General features: G+C 72.2%; 24 protein-coding genes. 15 read left to right on the top strand and 9 right to left on the bottom strand.

Translation table 11 applies throughout. The annotated features are described in order from the left end of the window. The first annotated feature begins 33 nt into the window (after positions 1-33). Positions 34-657, top strand: coding sequence for a hypothetical protein (locus FV234_RS19075; protein WP_210250937.1), 624 nt, complete (start codon positions 34-36; stop codon positions 655-657). Between the two features lie 37 nt (positions 658-694). After that, the gene (locus FV234_RS19070; RefSeq protein WP_147831027.1) at positions 695-913 is read left to right on the top strand and encodes a hypothetical protein; all 219 of its coding nucleotides are present in this window, start codon (positions 695-697) and stop codon (positions 911-913) included. Positions 914-948: 35 nt separating this feature from the next. Here FV234_RS19070 and FV234_RS19065 read toward each other — a convergent pair whose 3' ends face one another. The 3 genes from FV234_RS19065 to FV234_RS19055 form a co-directional block, all read right to left on the bottom strand. Beyond that, a complete protein-coding gene (locus FV234_RS19065) occupies positions 949-1,200 on the bottom strand; it encodes a hypothetical protein (RefSeq protein ID WP_238272902.1) in 252 nt (83 codons plus the stop codon). Between the two features lie 416 nt (positions 1,201-1,616). Continuing rightward, a complete protein-coding gene (locus tag FV234_RS19060; RefSeq protein ID WP_147831025.1) occupies positions 1,617-2,867 on the bottom strand; it encodes a class I SAM-dependent RNA methyltransferase in 1,251 nt (416 codons plus the stop codon). Next, positions 2,854-3,633, bottom strand: a complete 780-nt coding sequence (locus FV234_RS19055; RefSeq protein ID WP_147831023.1) for a TlyA family RNA methyltransferase — start codon at positions 3,631-3,633, stop codon at positions 2,854-2,856. The genes FV234_RS19060 and FV234_RS19055 overlap by 14 nt, the downstream gene beginning before the upstream one ends. Positions 3,634-3,778: 145 nt before the next feature. Between FV234_RS19055 and FV234_RS19050 the strand changes: the two genes are divergently transcribed. Then, complete coding sequence (locus FV234_RS19050) at positions 3,779-4,318, top strand: superoxide dismutase family protein (RefSeq protein ID WP_238272903.1); 540 nt, start codon at positions 3,779-3,781, stop codon at positions 4,316-4,318. A gap of 41 nt (positions 4,319-4,359) precedes the next feature. Here the strand turns inward: FV234_RS19050 and FV234_RS19045 are convergent, their stop codons facing one another. Next, positions 4,360-5,709: an MFS family transporter gene (locus FV234_RS19045; RefSeq protein WP_147831021.1), complete on the bottom strand. Its 1,350-nt coding sequence runs from the start codon at positions 5,707-5,709 to the stop codon at positions 4,360-4,362. A 269-nt stretch (positions 5,710-5,978) separates the two neighbouring features. On the opposite strand from FV234_RS19045, the gene FV234_RS19040 reads away from it, so the two are divergent. Beyond that, entirely contained in the window at positions 5,979-6,584 is a 606-nt protein-coding gene (locus FV234_RS19040) for a DUF1236 domain-containing protein (protein ID WP_147831020.1), read from the top strand. A 170-nt stretch (positions 6,585-6,754) separates the two neighbouring features. Here the strand turns inward: FV234_RS19040 and hrcA are convergent, their stop codons facing one another. Further along, the gene (gene hrcA / locus FV234_RS19035; protein WP_147754542.1) at positions 6,755-7,849 is read right to left on the bottom strand and encodes a heat-inducible transcriptional repressor HrcA; all 1,095 of its coding nucleotides are present in this window, start codon (positions 7,847-7,849) and stop codon (positions 6,755-6,757) included. Between the two features lie 147 nt (positions 7,850-7,996). On the opposite strand from hrcA, the gene rph reads away from it, so the two are divergent. From rph to FV234_RS19015, 4 genes are read left to right on the top strand one after another with little or no spacing between them, the layout of a single operon-like run. Beyond that, positions 7,997-8,710: a ribonuclease PH gene (gene rph / locus FV234_RS19030; protein ID WP_147754543.1), complete on the top strand. Its 714-nt coding sequence runs from the start codon at positions 7,997-7,999 to the stop codon at positions 8,708-8,710. Beyond that, positions 8,707-9,339, top strand: coding sequence for an RdgB/HAM1 family non-canonical purine NTP pyrophosphatase (rdgB, locus tag FV234_RS19025; RefSeq protein ID WP_147831018.1), 633 nt, complete (start codon positions 8,707-8,709; stop codon positions 9,337-9,339). The genes rph and rdgB overlap by 4 nt, the downstream gene beginning before the upstream one ends. Before the next feature lie 49 nt (positions 9,340-9,388). Further along, positions 9,389-10,567: a radical SAM family heme chaperone HemW gene (gene hemW, locus FV234_RS19020; RefSeq protein ID WP_147831016.1), complete on the top strand. Its 1,179-nt coding sequence runs from the start codon at positions 9,389-9,391 to the stop codon at positions 10,565-10,567. Between the two features lie 46 nt (positions 10,568-10,613). Further along, entirely contained in the window at positions 10,614-11,444 is an 831-nt protein-coding gene (locus FV234_RS19015; protein WP_147831014.1) for a DMT family transporter, read from the top strand. A 15-nt stretch (positions 11,445-11,459) separates the two neighbouring features. Here the strand turns inward: FV234_RS19015 and FV234_RS19010 are convergent, their stop codons facing one another. Continuing rightward, positions 11,460-12,737: a penicillin-binding protein activator gene (locus FV234_RS19010; RefSeq protein ID WP_147831012.1), complete on the bottom strand. Its 1,278-nt coding sequence runs from the start codon at positions 12,735-12,737 to the stop codon at positions 11,460-11,462. Between the two features lie 172 nt (positions 12,738-12,909). Between FV234_RS19010 and rsmI the strand changes: the two genes are divergently transcribed. Both rsmI and FV234_RS19000 read left to right on the top strand, forming a co-directional pair. After that, the gene (gene rsmI, locus FV234_RS19005; protein WP_147831009.1) at positions 12,910-13,878 is read left to right on the top strand and encodes a 16S rRNA (cytidine(1402)-2'-O)-methyltransferase; all 969 of its coding nucleotides are present in this window, start codon (positions 12,910-12,912) and stop codon (positions 13,876-13,878) included. After that, on the top strand, positions 13,865-14,248 hold the full coding sequence (locus FV234_RS19000) for a YraN family protein (RefSeq protein ID WP_238272886.1): 384 nt from the start codon (positions 13,865-13,867) through the stop codon (positions 14,246-14,248). Before rsmI ends, FV234_RS19000 begins: the two co-directional genes overlap by 14 nt. Before the next feature lie 10 nt (positions 14,249-14,258). On the opposite strand, the gene FV234_RS18995 is transcribed toward FV234_RS19000, so the two are convergent. After that, a complete protein-coding gene (locus FV234_RS18995) occupies positions 14,259-14,648 on the bottom strand; it encodes a response regulator (RefSeq protein WP_147754668.1) in 390 nt (129 codons plus the stop codon). A 275-nt stretch (positions 14,649-14,923) separates the two neighbouring features. Here FV234_RS18995 and FV234_RS18990 point away from each other — a divergent pair, with 275 nt between their 5' ends. The 5 genes from FV234_RS18990 to FV234_RS18970 all read left to right on the top strand — a co-directional run bounded on the left by FV234_RS18990 (position 14,924) and on the right by FV234_RS18970 (position 18,310). Next, positions 14,924-15,850 carry a glycine betaine ABC transporter substrate-binding protein gene (locus tag FV234_RS18990; RefSeq protein WP_147831005.1) on the top strand — a complete coding sequence of 309 codons (927 nt, stop codon included), beginning with the start codon at positions 14,924-14,926 and terminating at the stop codon, positions 15,848-15,850. A 20-nt stretch (positions 15,851-15,870) separates the two neighbouring features. Then, on the top strand, positions 15,871-17,019 hold the full coding sequence (locus FV234_RS18985) for an ABC transporter permease subunit (protein ID WP_147831003.1): 1,149 nt from the start codon (positions 15,871-15,873) through the stop codon (positions 17,017-17,019). Then, entirely contained in the window at positions 17,016-17,747 is a 732-nt protein-coding gene (locus FV234_RS18980) for an ABC transporter permease subunit (RefSeq protein WP_147831001.1), read from the top strand. Before FV234_RS18985 ends, FV234_RS18980 begins: the two co-directional genes overlap by 4 nt. A 118-nt stretch (positions 17,748-17,865) precedes the next feature. Then, positions 17,866-18,129, top strand: coding sequence for a DUF4258 domain-containing protein (locus tag FV234_RS18975; protein WP_147830999.1), 264 nt, complete (start codon positions 17,866-17,868; stop codon positions 18,127-18,129). Next, entirely contained in the window at positions 18,113-18,310 is a 198-nt protein-coding gene (locus FV234_RS18970; RefSeq protein WP_147750744.1) for a DUF2283 domain-containing protein, read from the top strand. Before FV234_RS18975 ends, FV234_RS18970 begins: the two co-directional genes overlap by 17 nt. 3 nt (positions 18,311-18,313) lie before the next feature. On the opposite strand, the gene FV234_RS18965 is transcribed toward FV234_RS18970, so the two are convergent. Together FV234_RS18965 and FV234_RS18960 are read right to left on the bottom strand one after the other, a co-directional pair. Continuing rightward, positions 18,314-19,432: a L,D-transpeptidase gene (locus FV234_RS18965; protein ID WP_147830997.1), complete on the bottom strand. Its 1,119-nt coding sequence runs from the start codon at positions 19,430-19,432 to the stop codon at positions 18,314-18,316. A 118-nt stretch (positions 19,433-19,550) separates the two neighbouring features. Beyond that, positions 19,551-20,208, bottom strand: a 658-nt coding sequence (locus FV234_RS18960; RefSeq protein WP_147830995.1) for an extensin family protein, incomplete at its 5' end; no start/stop codon positions are given.

The following is a 20,208-nucleotide window of genomic DNA, read 5'->3' as shown; positions in this document are numbered from 1 at the left end:
CAATCACGAAAACGTGAGCGTCGGCGCTGATCCATGTTAGTGCCGTCCCGGATCGCATACGCGATCGCTTACGTCCGAAATCACGCGCTCGTGACCTCCGCCAGGATCTCACTGTTCGGGGTGTCGGCAGAACCGTCGCAGGCGCGGATGGCGCGACGTTGCGAGGCCCGGCGCTCGTTACCATCGTGCCGAGATCCGGTGCGAGCCGAAGCCGCCGACCTCCACCCGCGCGCGACGATGGATCGTATGAGTTGTGAGAGCCGGTTGATGATGGCGTCTTGGTGCGAGAAGGCGATCCTCGCCGCGCAGATACGGCAGAGTCGCCGACGGATCGGCGATGCGAACGATCTGATGGAACGGTCCCGTTCCGCGATCGAGCGGTCGCGCGCGGCGATACGATCCTCCCACACGCAGATCGCCGCGCCGACGCGGGCCACGGCGTCGGCGACGCCCGCCTCCGCCGCCCGGACGCTTCTGGCGGACATGAGCGCCGACGCGCTCGACGCGATCGTCGACGACTTCTCCGCCGCCTACCTGGAAGCGGAGGCGACGGGGAACGACGAGACCGCCGAGATCGTTCGACAGGCCCTCGTCGTCCTCGGGCGCCACCTCGCCCATGAGCTCGGGCCGAAGGCGGCCGGAGTGCAAATCAACTGATTGGCTCCGTAGGAGACCGAGCCCAAGGGGTCATCGTGTGAAGAAGCCAGGCGTTCACGAATCCCTAGCGCGCGCGAGCCTGGAGCGGATCGCGCGCACGCTCGACGAGCCGGTCAGCACATTCTTTTCGCCGGGCGAGCACGAATCCCGCGATGCCGAGACGTTGGCCCTGGTCCGCGCCTTCGATCGCATCAAGGACCCGCAGGCCCGCGCGCGCTGCCTTTCGTTCGTGACGGCCGAGGCCGACCGGTCGTAGCCGGCGCTGCGCTCCTCTCATCGCGGACATCGGGTCTACCCCTCCTGAGGCCGGGGGATGTGCCAGGTGCCGGTCATCACCAGTTCCGCGCTGTAGATCACCCCGCCGGCCTCGTTGCGCACGCTCACGGTGAAGGTGCGGTCGTCGCCGTTCGGGATCTTCTGTCGCGCCATGTCGGGCAGGGCGTCGATCGCCGTCGTGCGGGCTTCGAGCGGTCCCGGAAGGTCGAACCCGGCCTCGTCGATCACGCGGGCGTCGCCGTCGTCCGTGTCGATGTAGTAACGCATCACGCTTGCCGCTCGTCCGCGACCCCCGCGGAGAGAACCGGCCGGCGTGGACTTGGTTCTCCGAAGGCGCGGACCGGACGGCGCAAGGACGACCCGGAGCGCATGCGCTCGTCGTCGTGCCGCTCGCAAGAGCGTTGTCTTCACGCGACCCGGCCTCCACCGTTCTGGAAGACGCTCCTCCTTGTCGGTGTGGTCGCGTCTTCTTCACGCGAGCCGGCGTCCACCTTGCTGGAAAACGCTTTAGCAGGCTGCTGAAAAAGTCGGGCGAGGTAGAACAATCATCTCCGAATCACACCATTTGTTAGAGAATGGGGCGGTTCTCGCGTCTCGACGGTTCTCGATCGTGGGGGCTCGGCCCGCGAGTGCCTGCGGCAGGAGAACGTCTTTCTCCATCTCGGGACTTTTTCAGCAGCCTGTTAGAGCCGGCGCCGGACAGCGACCGCCCGGCGGAACACGCCGACCATCTCGACGTGGCCCGAGTACCGGAACTGGTCGACGGGGGTGACCCGCTCCAGGCTGAAGCCGGCCGCGACGAGGGTCGCCGCGTCGCGGGAGAAGGTGCCGGCGTCGCAGCTCACGCCCACAGTGAGCGGCACCTTCGATTCGGCGATCTGCTTCACCTGCGCCTGCGCGCCCGCCCGGGGTGGGTCGAAGACGACGGCGTCGTAATCGTTGAGATCGTGGGCGAGGACCGGCCGGCGGAACAGGTCGCGGGTCTCCGTGGTGATGCCTTTCAGCCCCTGCGCGCTGCGGTAGGAGCGCTCGATGCCGGCGAGCGCGCCGGCCTCGCTCTCGACGGCGTGGACGTTGCTGACGCGGGCCACGCCCAAGGTGAAGGGGCCGCAGCCCGAGAACAGGTCGATCGCGCGCTTGGTCTTCTTCGCGAAGGCGTCGCGCACCAGCCCGGTCAGCGCCGTCTCGCCGGCCGCCGTCGCCTGAAGGAAGCCGCCCGGCGGCGGATGCAGCCGCGTATCGCCCGAGACCACGGTGACGGCCTTGCGCTCCACCACCACGTCGCCGTGCAGCGACAGCCGGGCGAGATCGAGCGCGCCGGCGAGCCGCACCAGCGTGGCGCGCACCCCCGCCTCGACGGGGCCGTGGCCGCGCAGGTCCACGTCGAGCCCGGCCTCGGTCGCGGTCACCGCGACGTCGAGGGGCTTTCGCCCGTGGCCGAGGGGGGCGCTGAGCGCCCGCGCGACCTCGGGGGCGCGGTGCAGGGCCGGCACGGTGATCGGGCAATGGTCGATCGCCACCAGGGCGTGGCTGCGCGCGGCCATCAGCCCGGCCTCGGCCCGGCCCTCGACCTCGCGGACGTGCAGGGTGATGCGGCGGCGGCCTTCGCCATGCGCATCCACCAGCGGATCGAGGGGGCGGTCGAGCCCGGCCTGCGCCAGGGCGTTGGCGACCTGCCCGGATTTCCACGCGGCGTAAGGCGCAGGCGCCAGGTGCTGGGTCGCGCAGCCGCCGCAGCGGGTGAAATACGGGCAGATCGGCGCGATCCGGTCGGGCGAGGGCGCCTCGATGCCGAGAAGCTCGCCGCGCGCGCCGTCGCGCCGGATCGCGACGCGCTCGCCCGGCAGCGCGAAGGCGATCGCGGTGCCGTCGTCGGCGATGCCGTCCCCGCGCGCGCCGAGGCGGCGGATCGTGACGGTTTCAGATTCGGTCATCGGGTCTTTCGGGGGGAGCGGCGGTGGCGCCGGCGGCGCGGGCGCCGACGAGGAACTCGGTGTTGCCGTCCCCGCCCCGGACGGGGGAGGGGATCAGGCCGAGGATCGTGAAGCCGAGGTCGGCGAGCGTCGCGCGCACCGCCTCGCACACCTCGGCGTGGACGGCTTCGTCGCGGACGATGCCGCCGCGGCCGACGCGCCCGCGGCCGGCCTCGAATTGCGGCTTGATCAGCGCGATCAACGGCGCACCCGGCGCCAGCAGCCCCGCCACAGCCGGCAGCACGAAGCGGAGCGCGATGAAGCTCACGTCGATGCCGGCGAGGCGCGGAGCGGGGTCGAGGCTGCCCGGCGCGAGGGTGCGGATGTCGGCGCCCTCGCGGTTCGTCACCCGCGGGTCGGCGGCCAGGCTCGCGTGGAGCTGGCCGTGCCCGACGTCGACCGCGGTGACGTGGGCCGCGCCGCGGCGCAGCAGAAGGTCGGTGAAGCCGCCGGTGGAGGCGCCGACGTCGAGGCAGGGCAGCCCGGCCGGGTCCACGCCGAAGGCGTCCAAAGCCGCCTCGAGCTTCAGGCCGCCGCGCGAGACGAAGGGGTGGGCGGCGGCGGCCTCGATCGCCGCGCCGGGCGGCAGCCGTTCGGAGGCGCGGGTCACGGGCCGGCCGTCGGCCCGCACGAGGCCGGCGGCGATGGCGGCCTGCGCCCGCGCGCGGCTCTCGAAATGGCCGTGCTCGACCAGCATGAGGTCGGCCCTGATCCTGTCTCGCGTCATCGGGGTTGGGTCACGGATGGTTCTGCCGCCTCGGGCGGCGCAATCGAACAAACCCCTGTCGGACGACCGGGCGAGAGCTTAACTAGCCCGACGTGGAGAGGAGAGCCATCATATGACACGCACCCTGCCGTTGCGCGCAGCCCTTATGCTCGGAGCCCTTGCGGGCTTCGCATCCGGCGCGAGCGGAGCGCTCGCGCAGACCGCGCCGGCCCCCGAGGCGGCCCCGGCCGCGGCGCCCCAGACCTTCGACGGCGAGATCAAGAACAACAAGGGCGAGCCGATCGGGACGTTGACGATCCGCGACGGCGCCAACGCGCTGGTGATGCGGATCGCGATCAAGGCCGGCGGCCTGCCGCCCGGCTGGCACGGCATCCACTTCCACGCGGTCGGCGACTGCTCCGACACCGAGAAGTTCATGAACTCCAAGGCCCACGTGAACCACGACCAGAGCAAGCACGGCCTGCTCAATCCGGACGGCCCGGACGAGGGCGACCTGCCCAACGTCTACGCGGCGGCCGACGGCTCGGTGAACGCCGAGGTCTCGAGCGAGACCCCGCTGACCGGCGACGGCGGCCTCAAGGACGGCGACGGGTCGGCGCTCATCGTCCACGCCAAGGAGGACGACCACGCCACCCAGCCGATCGGCGGCGCGGGCGACCGCATCGGCTGCGCGGTGATCAAGTAGCGCAGGCGCTTCCCTCCCCCCTGCGGGGGGAGGGAAACCTGCTACGCCCGCGCCAGCCGGCCCTTGGCGCCCAGCGCCTCCTCCACCGTGCCGTCGCCGTCGAGATAGCCGTGGACCTTCGGGTTCGGCATGATCAGCGAGGCGACGAAGGCGATGGCCAGCAGGATGGTGACGTACCAGAAGAAGCTCGATTCCATCCCCGCCTCCTTGAACCACAACGCCACGTATTCGGCGGTGCCGCCGAAGGTGGCGTTGGCCAGCGCGTAGGACAGGCCGACGCCGAGCGCGCGGACCTTGGTCGGGAACAGCTCCGCCTTCACGATGCCGCTGATGCCCGTGTAGAAGCTCACCGCCAGAAGCCCGAGGGTGATCAGGCCGAAGGCGACGTAGGGGTCCTGCGTCGCGCCGATCGCCGTCATCAGCGGCACCACCATCAGCGTGCCGAGGCCGCTGTAGAGCAGCATGTTGGCCTTGCGCCCGATCCTGTCGGACAGCGCGCCGAAGGCCGGCTGCACCAGCATGTAGACCAGCAGCACCGCGGTCATCGTGCGCGAGGCGGTGCCCTTGTCGAAGTGCGCGGTGTTGACGAGGTACTTCTGCATGTACGTGGTGAAGGTGTAGAACACCAAAGAACCACCAGCCGTGTAGGCCAGCACCACGCAGAACGCGCGCCAATGCTTGGCGAGCTCGGAGAAGGTGCCGGCGTTCTCCTTGTCGGAGCCCGCGGTCTCGGCGAGCGAGCGGCGCAGATACAGCGCGACGACGGCCGCACCTGCGCCGATGAAGAACGGGATCCGCCAGCCGTAGCTGTGGAGCTGGGCCTCGGTCATCGCGAACTGCAGCACGATCAGCACCAGCGAGGCGAGCAGCTGACCGCCGATCAGCGTCACGTATTGGAACGAGGCGAAGAAGCCGCGCTGACCCTTGAGCGCGACCTCGCTCATGTAGGTGGCGCTGGTGCCGTACTCGCCGCCGACCGAGAGGCCCTGGAGCATGCGCGCCAGCAGCAGCAGGACGGGGGCGGCGGCGCCGACGGTCTCGTAGGTCGGCAGCAGGCCGATGAACAGCGAGCCGACGCACATCATCATCACGGAGATGACCATCGAGGTGCGGCGCCCGACGCGGTCGGCGATGCGCCCGAACAGCCAGCCGCCGATCGGCCGCATGAAGAATCCCACGGCGAAGATGCCGGCGGTTTGCAGTAGCTGGCTGGTGGAGTCGCCCTTCGGGAAGAACGACGAGGCGAAGTAGATCGCGAAGAAGGCGTAGCAGTAGAAGTCGTACCACTCGACCAAGTTACCCGAAGACGACGCGACGATCGCCTTGATGCGGCGGCGGCGGTCGGCCGCCACGTCTTCGGCGGATGGCGCGATCCCGATCGAGTCGGACATGCTGGCTCCCTGTCTCCGTCCTTGGGACGGCGCATTCTTGATACCGGCGAAGTTACAGGCGGGGAGGGGAGCCGCCTAGGGTGCGAAACCCTTCGGGCGGGACGGCCCACCGCCGCCGTCACACGCGTCTCGCGACGGCGTCTCGCACCCTCGCTCGGGCGGCGCGGCACGACGGAACGCTTTCCGGCACTGTGCCGTTTCGGGCCGGTGACGTCGCCGGTCGGCGAAGGACGCGGCCTTTCATCAAGAATGGGACGGATTCGAACGCCATGAACAAGATCTTTCGCGGAACGGTGACGGCCGCGGTCCTGGTGCTGGGCACGGCGACGGCCTTCGGCCAGGGCGGCCCCGGCGGTGCGATGCGCGAGGACGGTCCGGGCGGCAAGCCCGGCGCGCGCGACGACAAGGCGGGCGCGCGCGGTGACCGCGATGGCGCGCGCGAAGGACGTGGCGACCGCGACGGTCCTGGCGCCCGTGACGGCCGGGGTGATCGTGACGGCCCCGGAGCCCGCGATGGACGTGGCGACCGCGACGGACCGGGCGCTCGCGGCGAGCGTGACGGACGTCCCGATCGCGGCGCCCGCGGTCCGCGTGGCGGCGGCGAGGCCCGAGGCGCCTACGGGCGTCTCGGCGGCGCCGAGCGCACCCGGTTCCGCCAGGACCTGTTCCGCAGCGGCGTGCCGCGGCTGGCGGCCGGCGCCTTCGCGCTCACGGTCGGAACGGCCATCGCTCGCAGCTACGAACTGCACCGGCTCCCGCCGGCGATCGTCGAGCTGGCCCCGGAATACGAGGATTACAGCTACGTCCTCGTGGACGACGACATCGTCATCGTCGATCCGGACACCTACCAGATCGTGGACGTGATCCGCGGCTGAGGCCGAAAGAAGCGCCGCCTGCCCCCTCTCCCATAGGGAGAGGGTTGGGGTGAGGGGTGTGACATCTCCGGAGAGGTCACGCCCCTCATCCTGTCCTTCTCCCACTGGGAGAAGGACCCCGCGATCGATCGAGCACGCCGACGACCGCACGTTACCTGCCTGGCGAAAAGTTACGTCCCGCGGTCCATCATCCGCGAGACCACCCGCGCGGTGTAGTCCACCATCGGGACGATGCGGGCGTAGTTGAGCCGGGTCGGGCCGATGACGCCGACCACGCCGACGATCGTCTGCGAACCGTCGCGGAACGGGGCGGCGATCAGCGAGGAGCCGGAGAGCGAAAACAGCTTGTTCTCCGAGCCGATGAAGATCCGTACCCCGTCGCCGCCCTCGGCGCGGGCGAGCAGGTCGATCACGTCCTTCTGCGTCTCGAGGTCCGAGAACAGCAGCCGCATCCGCTCCAGATCCTCGATCGCGCGCAGGTCGTCGAGCAGGTTGGCCTGGCCGCGCACGATCAGCTGGCGTGCCTCGGTGGGCCCGACCGAGACGGCAAGCCCGGCGTCGACCAGCCGCTCGGTGATGGCGTCGAGCTCGCGCTTCATCGCCTGCCGGCCCGCTTCGATCTCGGCGCGCAGGCCCCCGAGGGTGCGGCCGTGCAACCGGGCATTGAGGTAGTTCGAAGCCTCCTGCAGCGCGCTTGCGGGCAGGCCCGGCGGCAGGTCGAGCAGGCGGTTCTCCACCGAGCCGTCGTCGGAGACGAGCACCACCAGGGCGCGGGCCGGGTCGAGCCGCACGAACTCGATGTGCTTGAGCTGCACGTTGGTCTTGGTCGTCAGCACCACGCCGGCGCCGCGCGAGACGCCCGAGAGCAGGCTCGACGCCTCGGCCAGCACCGACGCGAAGGTGTGGCCGGAGGCGGCGGCGCGCATCTGCGCCTCGATCCGCTCCTGCTCCTCGCGCCCGACGTCGCCGAGCTCCAGCATCGCGTCGACGAAGAAGCGCAGGCCCAGCTCCGTCGGCAGGCGCCCGGCGGAGGTGTGCGGGGCGAAGATCAGCCCGGCCTGCTCCAGGTCGGACATCACGTTGCGGATCGAGGCCGGCGACAGGGCCATCGGCAGGATGCGTGCGAGGTTGCGCGATCCCATCGGCTCGCCGGTGGACAGGTATCCCTCGACGATCTGTCGGAAGATCTCGCGGGCGCGCTCGTTCAGCGCGGCGAGCGCCTGCACCTGCGGAGGTTGGGAAATGGATCTCGAAAACTCGGTCACGCGCGGTTCCTGCCCGGCGATTGTGTCCCGGCGAAGCCCGCGGATCAATCCGTCGGCGATGCGATGACGTTGCGGCGCGTCGGGTTGCCGCCCGAGGCGACGCAGCCTAAGCACCCGGCTCGGAATTTCGAACCGGGAGAACGCCGCATGCGGCCCTCGAAGCGCGCGGCCGACGAGTTGCGCACGGTCACGCTGGAACGGTCGGTCGCCCGCTACGCGGAAGGCTCCTGCCTCGTGACCTTCGGCGAGACCAAGGTGCTGTGCACCGCCTCCCTCGAAGAGCGCGGGCCGCACTGGCTGCGCGGCTCCGGCAAGGGCTGGGTGACGGCCGAGTATTCGATGCTGCCGCGCGCGACGCACGAGCGCACCCGCCGCGAGATCAATTCCGGCAAGCCCTCGGGGCGGACGCAGGAGATCCAGCGGCTGATCGGGCGATCCTTGCGCGCCGTCACCAACCTGCCGGCCATGGGCGAGAAGCAGATCACCGTCGACTGCGACGTGATCCAGGCCGACGGCGGCACCCGCACCGCGGCGATCACCGGCGCCTGGGTCGCGCTGCACGAGTGCTTCGCCTGGATGCGCGCCCGCTCGATGATCTCGGTCGACCCGCTGCGCGACCACGTCGCCGCGGTGTCCTGCGGCATCGTCAAGGGCGCGGCCGTGCTCGACCTCGACTACGCCGAGGATTCGGGCGCCGAGACCGACGCCAACTTCGTCATCACCGGCACCGGCGGCCTCGTCGAGGTGCAGGGCACCGCCGAGGGGAAGCCGTTCTCGGAAGCCGAGCTGCTCGAACTGCTGCGGCTCGCCAAGGGCGGCGTCGCCGACCTCGTCGCCCTCCAGAAGCAGGCGATCGCATGAGCCACCGCATCCTCACGGGCAAGGTCGTCATCGCGACCCACAATGCCGGCAAGCTGGTCGAGATGCGCGAGCTGCTGGCGCCGTTCGGCGTCGAGGCGGTCTCGGCGGGCGAACTCGGGCTCGCCGAGCCGGACGAGACCGGCACGATGTTCTCCGAGAACGCGGCAATCAAGGCGATCGCCGCCGCCGAGGCCACCGGCCTGCCGGCCTTCGCCGACGATTCGGGCCTGTGCGTCGCCGCCCTCGACGGGGCGCCCGGCCTGTTCTCCGCCCGCTGGGCCGGCCCGTCCAAGGATTTCGCCGGCGCGATGGCGCGGATCGCCGCGGAACTCGCCCTGCGCGGGGCGACCGACCGGCGCGCGCACTTCGTCTCGGCGCTGGTGCTGGCCTGGCCCGACGGCCATGTCGAGCTGTTCGAGGGCCGCGTCTTCGGCGACCTCGTCGAGCCCCGCGGCACCGCCGGCTTCGGCTACGACCCGATGTTCCGGCCGGACGGCTCTAACCGAACCTTCGGCGAAATCTCGTCGGAGGAGAAGCACGGGGTCGACTGGCAGACCGGCAACGCCCTCTCTCACCGGGCGCGCGCCTTCGTGGCGCTCGCCGCCGCATGCCTGCGTCGCCCGACCTGAACCCATCGCACGATTGCCAAACGGCGCGCACGCGAGCACATCGCGTGCGATGATCGACCGTTCAGGCCCGGACCACCCGACCCGCGACGCGGGCTTCGGCGTCTACGTGCATTGGCCCTTCTGCGCTTCGAAGTGCCCGTATTGCGACTTCAACAGCCACGTGCGCCACGCGCCGGTGGACGAAGTGCGCTACCTCGCGGCCTTCCGCGCCGAGATCGCGCACGTGGCCGCCCGCACGCCCGGCCGCACCGTGTCGAGCGTCTTCCTCGGCGGCGGCACGCCCTCGCTGATGCAGCCCGGCACCGTCGCCGGCATCCTCGACGCGGTGGGCGAGGCCTGGGGCGTCGCGCCCGACGCCGAGATCACGCTGGAGGCCAACCCGACCAGCGTCGAGGCCGGGCGGTTCCGGGGTTACCGCACGGCTGGGGTCAACCGCGTCTCGCTGGGCGTCCAGGCCTTCGACGACGCCTCCCTCAAGAGCCTCGGGCGGCTGCACAGCGCCGAGGAGGCGTTCGCCGCGATCCGGGTCGCGCAGGGCGCCTTCGACCGCAGCTCGTTCGACCTGATCTACGCCCGCCCGAACCAGACCGCCGAGGCCTGGCGGCGGGAACTCACCCAGGCGATCGGCCGGGCGGCCGAGCACCTCTCGCTCTACCAGCTCACCATCGAGCCGGGGACGCCGTTCTACGGCCTCGCCGCCGCGGGCCGGCTCGTGCCGCCCGACGACGAGGCGGCCCGCACCCTCTACGACGTGACCCAGGAGGTTTGCGACCGGGCCGGGCTTCCGGCCTACGAGATCTCGAACCATGCGCGCCCCGGCGCGCAGTCGCGCCACAACCTGCTCTACTGGCGCTACGGCGAGTATGCCGGCATCGGCCCCGGCGCGCATGGCCGCCTGGTCACGGAGGCGGGCCGCCTCGGCACCGTCACCGAGAAGGCGCCGGAGGCCTGGCTCGCCCGGGTCGAGCGCGACGGCCACGGCATCTCCGAGACCGAGACCATCGCGGGCGCCGACCAGGGCGACGAGTTCCTGATGATGGGCCTGCGCCTGTCGGAGGGCATAGACCCCGCGCGCTACGCGGCGCTGAAGGGCCGGCCGCTCGACGGAGCGCGCATCGACGCCCTCGTCGGAGACGGCCTGGTCGCCCGCCTGCCCGACGGCCGCATCGCCGCGACCGCGCGGGGCGCCCCGGTGCTGAACGCCGTGGTGGCGAGCCTGGCCGCGTGAGTTCGATCGCCCTCGTGCAAGATGATCCACAAGCCATGAGCCCGCGATGACGCCGGCCGTCGTCGCCCTCGTCCTCTTCGCGGCTTTGCTGCATGCGGGCTGGAACACGCTGCTGCGCGGGGGCGCCGACCGCCTCTGGACCATGAGCGTGATGAACCTCGCGGTCGGCGGGCTCGGGCTCGCCGTGGCGCTCGCGGTCGGGTTGCCGGCCGCGGCGAGCTGGCCCTACGCCGTCGCCTCGGGGCTGATCCACATCGCCTACAACGCGCTGCTGATCGTCACCTACCGCACCGGCGACCTCGGCCAGACCTATCCGATCGCCCGCGGCGCCTCGCCGGCCCTGGTCGCCCTCGGCGCGGGCGTCTTCGCCTCCGAGGTGCCCGGCACCGTCGGCGCCGTCGGGATCGCGCTGGTGAGCGGCGGGATCCTGTCGCTGTCGCTGGGTAAGGCCGGGCTGTCGCGGGGCACCGTGCTCGCGGCGCTGGGCACCGCCGCGACGATCGCCGCCTACACGCTGATCGACGGCATCGGCGTGCGGCTGTCGGGCGACTGGGTCGCCTACACGGCGGCGATGTTCACCTTTCACCTCGCCTTTCCGCTCTGGCTCCTGCTGACGCGCGGACCCGCGGCGCTCGGCGGGACGCCGGCCGCGCTAGCCCGCGCCGTCGGGGGCGGCGCCGCCTCGCTGCTAGCCTATGCCGCGGTGATCTGGGCGATGCGGCTCGGGGCGATGGGGCCGGTCTCGGCGCTGCGCGAGACCAGCGTCGTCTTCGCCGCGCTTCTCGGCCGCTTCGTCCTGAAGGAACGCCTCACCGCCGGCCGCATCGCCGCCTGCCTCGTCATCGCGGCAGGCGCGGCGATGATCGGCCATGGCTGAGCGGGGGCGGCGGGTTCAGGTTCCGGGCTTGGCCAGCGCCCGGGGGGCGGGGCTGACGACGCTCGCCGAGTTGTTGCGGATCTCGTAGACGGCGAGCGCGCGGTCGCTGAGCCCGTCCGGGCGGAAGCGGAAGGTGCCGTCGATGCCCGAGAACCCGGCGCTCTTCGTCAGCGTCGCGTCGGCGAAGCGCTGGGTTCCGTATTGCCGCGCGAGCGCCGCCGTGAGCGAGACCGCGTCGTAGGCGAGCGAGGCGACCCGCGGCGGGCTGGTGCCGAACCGCGCCTGGTAGCGCCCGGCGAAGTTGCCGAAGCCGCCGGCGTCCGGCGCGGCGAACCGCCCCCCCTGCAGCGCCGGCAGGGCGAAGAGCCGCGGCTCGTTCCACACCGCCGTGCCGATCGGCCGGATACGCGACGGCGCGAAGCCCGCCTTGGTGAGCGCGGCCGCCACCGCCGGCAGCCCCTCGGCGGTCTCGGGCAGGAACAGGGTGTCGGCCTGCGCGCCGGCCCCGGTGATCAGGCCGCCGAGGCGGGCGATCGCCGGCTCCGACGCGCCGGGGACGTAGCGCTCGATGCCGACGAGGCGGGCGCCCTTGCGCGCCACCGCCTCGCGGAACTGCGCCTCGACGGCGTTGCCGTAGGCGTTCTCGGGGATCAGCGCGGCGAAGGACCGGCGCCCGCCCGACACCGATTCCTCGACGATCCGGTCGACCTCCGCCTGGGGCAGGAAGCTCAGGAGGTAGGTGCCGGGGGCGGCCACGCTCGCATCGGTCGAGAACGCGATCACCGGCTTGCCCGCGGCCCGCGCCGGCACGGAGGCGGCCGAGACGTTGGCGGCGAAGAGCGGGCCGAGCACCAGCTCGGCGCCCTCGGCGATGGCGCCGCTCGCCGCCTCGCGGGCGCCGTCCGGCGCGCCGCGGTCGTCGCGCACCAGGATCTGGAGGTCGGGCTGCTGGTACTCCTCCATCGCCAGCTCGGCGGCGTTGCGCATCGCCGCGCCGAGGCTGGCGCCCTGACCCGACAGCGGCACCACCAGGGCGACCTTGACCGACCCCTTGCCGATCCGGCCCGGAGCAGAGGCCGCGGCCGGCGTCAGCCCCGGGACGGCATCTGCGGGCGGAGCGAGATTCGGAGCGAGATTCGGGGCGAGGTCCTGGGCAAGCTCGGCGCGCGGCGGCGGCGCGGCAGAGCGCACAGTGCGCGGCTCATCCGGCCCGCCGACGCACCCGGCGAGCGCGAGGACCAGGGCGAGGGCGGCCCTTGTCCCGAAGGCGCGGGGCGAGAGATGTCGCGCCATCGCGAAACGTCCTTCACGCAAGATCCGGCACGAACACATCGTCGCACAGGCTTAGAGTGTGCGCCCGAAAAGTAAACGCGCCGGCCTCGCGGACGCGTGTCCGACACATCCGATGTCGAAACGGGCGCGGTTCAAATTCCGCTCGGGCCCGCGCCGTGGCAAGGTCGCCGCGATGACACAGAGAATCGAGCCCGCACGCCGCCCCGTCCGCAAGGACCCGCCGGGCGGTTCAACCGCCAAGCCCGCGACCTTCACCGCCTTCGGGCTCGCCACCGAGGCCGAGCCGCTGACGCCGGGCCTCCACGTGGTGGCGACGCCGATCGGCAACCTGCGCGACGTGACCATCCGGGCGCTCGCGACGCTCGCCGCCGCCGACGCGGTGCTGGCCGAGGACACCCGCGTCACCCGCACGCTGCTGATGCATTACGGCATCACCACCCCGCTGGTCGCCTACCACGAGCATTCGAACGCCGCCGTCCGCGAGCGGATGGTGCGGCGGATGCTGGACGGCGAGGCGCTGGCGCTGGTGTCGGACGCCGGCACGCCGCTGGTCTCCGACCCCGGGTTCAAGCTGGTCCAGGCGGCGATCGAGGCGGGGATCGCGATCATCCCGATCCCCGGCCCATCGGCGGTGATGACGGCGATCGTCGCCGCCGGCCTGCCGACCGACCGGTTCTTCTTCGAGGGGTTCCTGCCGCAGAAGGCCGGCGCGCGCCGCAACCGGCTCTCCGCGCTCGCAGGCGTCCCCGGCACGCTGGTGCTGTTCGAGTCGCCCCACCGCCTGCCGGAGATGCTGGCCGACGCGGCCTCGGTCCTCGGCGGCACCCGCCCGGCCGCGGTGGCGCGCGAGCTGACCAAGATGTTCGAGACGATCCGCCGCGGCACGCTGGGCAGCCTCGCCGACACTTTCGCGGAGGAGGGCGCGCCCAAGGGCGAGGTGGTGGTGGTGATCGGCACCGCAGCCGACGAAGCGAGCCCGGAGGAGGCCGACGCCGGCCTCGACGCGGCCCTGCTCGCAGCGCTCGCGCGCCACTCGATCAAGGATGCCGCGAGCCTCGTCGCCGACGAAACCGGGCAGCCGCGCCGCGCGGTCTACAACCGGGCGCTGGTGCTGGCACGCAAGACCGATGCGGACGCCTGAGGCCACGCGCCGGCGGGCGGCGACGGAGCGGCGCGGGCGCCGGGCCGAATGGCTCGCGCTCGCCGCGTTGATGCTGAAGGGCTATCGCCCGCTGGCGATGCGGGTCGCCGCGGCCGGCGGCGAGATCGACCTGATCGTGCGGCGCGGCGACACCATCGCCTTCGTCGAGGTGAAGGCGCGGGCGACCCTCGTGGAGGCGCAGGGCGCGATCGGCCGGGTCAAGCGGCAGCGCTTCTCACGCGCGGTGCGGGCCTGGGTCTCTCGCAACCCGTTCGCTGCGGCGCTGACGCTCAGGGCCGACGCGGTGTTCATCGGCGGCCGCGGCTGGCCGGTCCACCTCGTCGACGCGTTCCCGATCGAAGGCTTGTAGGAGGGTCGCGTCAGCCGCGCGCGGCGCTGATCGCGCCGATGAGCGTGCGCTTGAGGTCGGCTTGGCTGAAGGGCTTCTGCACCACCGGCCGGTCGCGGAACGGCTCGCGGATGCCGGCGCCGCCGTAGCCGGTGGAGAAGATCAGAGGCAGGTCGCGCTTCGCGATCGCCTCGGCGACGGGGTAGATCGGCTCGCCCGCGACGTTGACGTCGAGGATCGCGACCTCGAAGGTCTCGCCCTCGGCCATCTCGAGGGCGGTCGAGAGACGCGCGGCGGGGCCGACCACGGTACAGCCGAAATCGAGCAGCATGTCTTCGAGCAGCATCGAGATCGCGGCTTCGTCTTCGACGACGAGCACGCGCTTACCCTGGAGAACGTCGTCGTTCGGTTCCGCGCTCACGCCGAGGTGTCTTCCTTAGTCGATCCGCCCCGCTTCAGCGGGACGTCGCCATGATGGCTGGTCGGATCCGATCGTCGCGCCAGAAGAACCAAGCGGGTACGCCGGGGGGCTGAGGGGTCGCCCGGAACGCGTTTTGTGTCAAGCGTCCGGCGCGGGCCGTTCGCCGACCAATGTTACACGGCGATACATTTCGCGATAGGGTGTGGCCGGCCCGCGCCGAGGCAAACCCGCGTCGGGCCGGATTTTTTCTCGAGGGGGGCGGATCTATTCCTGCGATGGGTCGATGTGTCCCTGCCTGCGATCGCCGCGCGGTGCTGGCCGGCCTCGGCGCCTGCCTCGCCGCGGCGCCGGCGCGAGCGCGCGGACCGGTGGTGGTCGCCTCGAAGAGCGACACCGAGGGCACGCTCGTCGGCAGCATGATCGCCCTGTGCCTGGAGGATCTCGGCATCCCGGTGCAACGCCGCCTCGGCCTCGGGCCGACGCTGATCGTCCGCACGGCGCTGATGTCGGGCGACGTGGACCTCTATCCCGAATACACCGGCAACGGCGCCTTCTTCACCGGCACCGAGGCCGACCCGGCCTGGAAGCGGCCCGACAGCGCCTACGCTGCAATCGCCGCCGCCGATCGGGCCAAAGGCCTCGTCTGGCTCGGGCGGGCGCCGGCCAACAACACCTGGCTGATCGCGGTGCGCGGCAGCCTCGCCCGCAAGGAGGGGCTGGCCACCATGGCGGACTTCGCAGAGGCCGTGCGGCGCGGGCTGATCCGCCTGGCGGCCTCGACTGAGTTCGTCGAGAGCCCGGCGGCGCTGCCGTCCTTCGAGGCCGCCTACGGCTTCGCGCTGCCGATGGACCGCATCGTCAGCCTGCCCGGCGGCGAAACGGCGGTGACGGCGCGGGCGGCGGCGCAGGGCATCAGCGGCGTCAACGCCGGCATGGTCTACGGCACCGACGGGGCGCTCGGCGCCCTCGACCTCGTCGTGATGAGCGATCCGAAAGGCGCGCAGATCGTCTACGAGGTCGCACCGGTGATCCGCGCCGACACCCTCGCAAGCCATCCGCGCATCCGCGACACGCTCGATCCGGTCATCGCGCGCCTGGATGCCGACACGCTCCGCCGGCTGAACGCCCGCATCACCGTCGAGGGACAGGTGGCCGAGGCCGTCGCGCGGACATTCCTGCGCGACGCCGGCTTCATCACGTGACGGCCGCCGCCCGCGATCGAATGGCCCGCCTCGTGCCGCTGCTGTTCGCCATCGCCTTCCTCGGTGCGGTCTACGGCCTGCCGCTGCTGCGGCTCGCCAAGAACCGCCTCGTCGTCGGCGAGCCGGTCTACGCCCTGGACGGCGCCGGCATCGTGGCCGGCTTCGGGCCGGAGATCGAGGCGGTGTCGGCGCTGGTGCTAGGGGCGGCGCTGCTCGCGCGCGCCGGGCGGACGCGGGTCGGGCTCGGCGCCGCCACCGCCCTCCTCGCGCTCGCCCTCGCGCTGCTGGTTCTGGCGCTCGGCAACACCGCCGAAGACCTTCTCGCGGGCGAGCCGCCGGCCGCCCGCGCCGGCCTCGCCGCCGGCGCCTGGGCGGGGCTGGCGCTGCTCGCGGGCGGGCTCGCCCACCTGTCCGGGCGCATGGCCGTCCCCGGGCTCGGCGCGGGGCTGGCGGTGGCCGTCCTCACCTTCGTCGGCGTCGCCTACGCGGCCGGGGCGCTGGGGAGCCTGTCGCTCGCCGTCGAGTTCGCGGCGCGCGGCCCTGCCGTCGGCGGGGCCCTGGTGCGGCACCTGCTGCTTTCCGGCGGCGCGGTGCTGATGGCGGTCTGCGGCGCCGTGCTGCTGTCGCTGTGGCGGCGCGGGCAGGGCCTCGTCGCGATCCTGGTCGGCGGCATCCAGGTGGTGCCGGCGGTGGCGCTGCTCGGTGCCCTGGTCGCGCTGGCCTCGGGCCTGCTGCGGGCGGTCCCGTCCCTGCGCGAAGCAGGCTTCAGCGCCCTCGGGCCGGCTCCGGCGCTCGTCGGCATCGCCGCCTACCTGCTGCTCCCCCTGTGGCGCGGCCTCGCCCTGGCGCTCGCGGCGCCCGACCCGGCCACCCTCGACGCGGCCGAGGCCCTGGGCCTCACCCCGCGCAAGATCCTCTTCGAGGTGCGGCTGCCGATCGGCGCCGGCATCCTGATCGGGGCGCTCCGCGTCGCCTGCGTCCAGGCGATCGGGCTCGCGACGCTCGGGGCGCTCGTCGGGGCGGGCGGCCTCGGCGGCATCGTCTTCGACGGCATGGCGCAGTTCGCCCCGGACCTGATCCTGCTCGGGGCGATCCCGATCGTCGTGCTGTCTCTGGCCGTCGAGCGGGCCTTGAGCCGCGTCGAGGACCGCGTGCGGAGGACGGCATGAACGTCCGTCGCGCCCTGCGCCCGGCCCTGGGAGCGCTCGTCGCCGGCCTGGTGCTCGCGGCCCTCAGTCACCCGGCCATCGCCTCGGCGATCGTCGCAGGCCTCGGCGACGTGCCGCGGCGGGCGCTGACGCCCGGCTACCTCGCGGCCCTGGCGCTCCAGCACCTGATCCTCGCCGCGACCGGCCTCGCCTTGGTCGCGACCGCCGGCATCGGCCTCGGCATCCTCGCGACCCGGCCCGGTGCGGGCTCGCTCCGCGGCGGCGTCGACACCCTCGCGGCCGCCGCCCAGGCGGTGCCGCCGGTGGTCGTCGTGGCGCTGGCCCTGCCGGTGCTCGGCTTCGGCGGCCCGCCGACCCTTCTGGCGCTGGTGTTCTACGGGATCATGCCGACGCTTCGCGGCACGGTCGGCGCCCTGGAGGCGGTCCCGGCCGAGGCGCGCGAGGCCGCCACCGCGCTCGGCCTCACCGCCCGCCAGACCCTGACGCGGATCGAGCTGCCGCTGGCCGTGCCCGCGATCGTCGAGACCCTGCGCACGGCCCTCGCCCTCGCGGTGGCGGTGGCCGCGGTCGGCGCGCTGGCGGGCGCCGCGACGCTCGGCACGCCGATCGTCGCCGGCCTGCAGAACCAGAACACCGTGCCGATGCTGCAGGGCGCCGCCGCCACCGCGGCCTTGGCCTTCCTGTGCGATGCGGCGATGGTCGCGGTCGCGGGCGTGTTGCGGCGGTAGCGCGCTCGGACACGCAAGGGCTCGCGTCCGTAGGAATTTTTATGAGATCAAAGCAATAACGTCTCGACGGCGCCGTCGTTGACGGCGCTTGCCTGCGTCGCGGCGGGGTGGAGGGCGCGTGCGGATCACCGACGGAACGCACGCCCTCGACAACTTGGCGGATCGTGCCCTGGAACGCGTGTGGATCGAACGCACCGTGACGGAGCCGGAGGTCGCCGAACCGGACCCGAAACACCCCGAACGCATCCGCGCCTATCGCTCGGTCCCGGAGCGCGACGGACGGATACTCCGCGTGGTATCCGTCCCCACGGAGGGCGGGGTGCACATCATCACCGCTTTCCTCGATCGCAGCCGGAGGCGCCCACGTGAAGTCGCGGTATGACGCTGAGACCGATGCGCTCTACGTCCGCTTCGCGGATGCTCCGGTGGTCGAGAGCGAGGAAGTCCGTCCCGGCCTCATCATCGATCTCGATGCGGCCGGACGGATCGTGGCGGTCGAGATCCTCGATGCGTCCGAGCACCGTTCGACCGGTGCGGAGCTCGATCACCTCTCGGCCGCCTGACCGCTAATCCTCCTTGAACGACACCTTCGCCCCGCGCGAGACGTGGGCGGCGAGGTCGCGGGCGTTCCAGTTGGTGAGCCGGATGCAGCCGTGCGACTCGGTCTTGCCGACCTTCTCGGGCTCCGGGGTGCCGTGGATGCCGTAGGAGGGGATCGCGAGGTCGATCCAGACCAGGCCGACGGGGTTGTTCGGGCCGGGGCGGATCGAGAACTTCTTGCGGGTCTTCACGCCCTTGAAGCGATACTTCGGATCGTAGGTGTAGGACGGGTCGAAGGCGACGCCCTTCACCTTGGTTTCGCCGCTCGGCGCGGGCTTCTCCTCGCTGCCGATCGAGGCGGGGTAATAGGCCAGGAGCTTGCCCGCCTTGTCGAAGGCACGCACGTCGCGGCTGCTCTTGTCGACCTCCACGCGGTCGACCTTCGGCTCCCGCGGCAGCTCCTTGGCCTTGGGCTTGTCGAGGCCCATCGGCTGGACGCCGGCGACCAGGATCACCGTCCCGGCCTTGTCCAGCGGCTTGTCCGGGTTTAGCTGGCTCAGGAGGTCGCGGCTCATGTGGAAGCGCTCGGCCAGCATTTCGCGCGGGTTGGTGTAGCCCATCGATTCGAGGTCGGCCTGCGCCTCCATCTTGGGCGGGATCTTCTCGACGTAGGGGCCGGCCGCATCCGCCTCGGTGATGGTGTAGTCGGTCACCACCGGGTCGCCGCCGGCGCCGGCGAGCTTGTCGAAGACCTCCTTGGTCAGCGTCTTCGTCGCGGGCAGGCCCTGCGCCACCGCGTAGGCCGAGAGCGCGCCTTGCAGGTTCTCGCCGTCACGCCCGTCGATCGCACCGGGGAAGAACCGCGCCCGGTCGAGCAGAACCTGCACCTTGATCGTCAGCGGATCGGGCTGGTCGTCCGCCTTCGACGCGGCGGATTTCTTGGTCTCGTCCTGGCTTGCACCCTTCTTGCCGTCTTTGACGGGCTCGGCGAAGGTCGCGTCCCGGATCGCCTGCGCGCTCGGCGGCGCAGGCTCGTCCTTGCCCGACCCCTTGCCCGAACCCTGGGCCGCCGCGACGCCGGGGACGGCAAGGCAGGCCAGGGCGATGACCGCGAGGCTGGTCCGCGTCGTCAATCCGAACGTCATGGTCGAGGCTCCTGGAGCCGGTTCGCTCCCGGGCGATCAAGCGTCGGCGACGGGTGGGCGTTCCGCGCCAAACGGCACGGCGGCATCAGGTTTTCGCGAACGGCCCCGCTGGCACAGCTCACTGGCACAGCCGGTGCCCGGCCGCCCGCTCGCGCTCGTCGAGATGGAAGTGGTTGGCGTGCGCCGCGTTGGAGCCGGGGCCGAGCACCGTGCGGAAGAACCCGCAGGCCCGCGACCGCGCCGCATCGAGGAAGCGGCCCTCGGCCGACCCGTCGGCCATCGCCCCGACGGCGATCGCCGGACGGCCGGCGAAGGTGAAGCTCATCACGTCGACGCCGTTGGCGAAGGCATGCTCGCTGAGCTTGGCCTCGACGTCGTGGTTCTGCCCGCGGCACTCGTAGGAGGTGCCGATCGCGATCCCCGCCAGCGGCTGCTTCAGCTCGCGCTCGGCCGCGACCTGGACCTCGGTCGTCCAGCGCGCCAGCGCCTCGGCGGCGGCGCAGGTCAGGGTCGCCGGCTGCGGCAGCGCCACGTCGGTCAGACCCGTCAGCTTCAGCGGCAGCGGCGTGCCGCATTGCCCGTTGACGATCGCCGGCAGCGGCTCGAACGCGGCGCCGAGGCGCTTCAGCCGCACACGGCAGGCGGCGTCGTCGGGCGCCGCGACCTTGAGGGCGAGCGCCGCCTCGCCCGACAACTCGGCCGGCCGCTCCGGGGGAAGCGGCGGCGGGACCGGCATCTCGGGGGGCTTGTCGGCGACCTTGTCGCCGGGTTTGACC

Source organism: Methylobacterium sp. WL8 (genome assembly GCF_008040045.1).
In the GTDB taxonomy this organism is placed as follows: Bacteria; Pseudomonadota; Alphaproteobacteria; order Rhizobiales; family Beijerinckiaceae; genus Methylobacterium; species Methylobacterium cerastii.
This window is presented reverse-complemented; position numbering and strand designations above follow the sequence as displayed.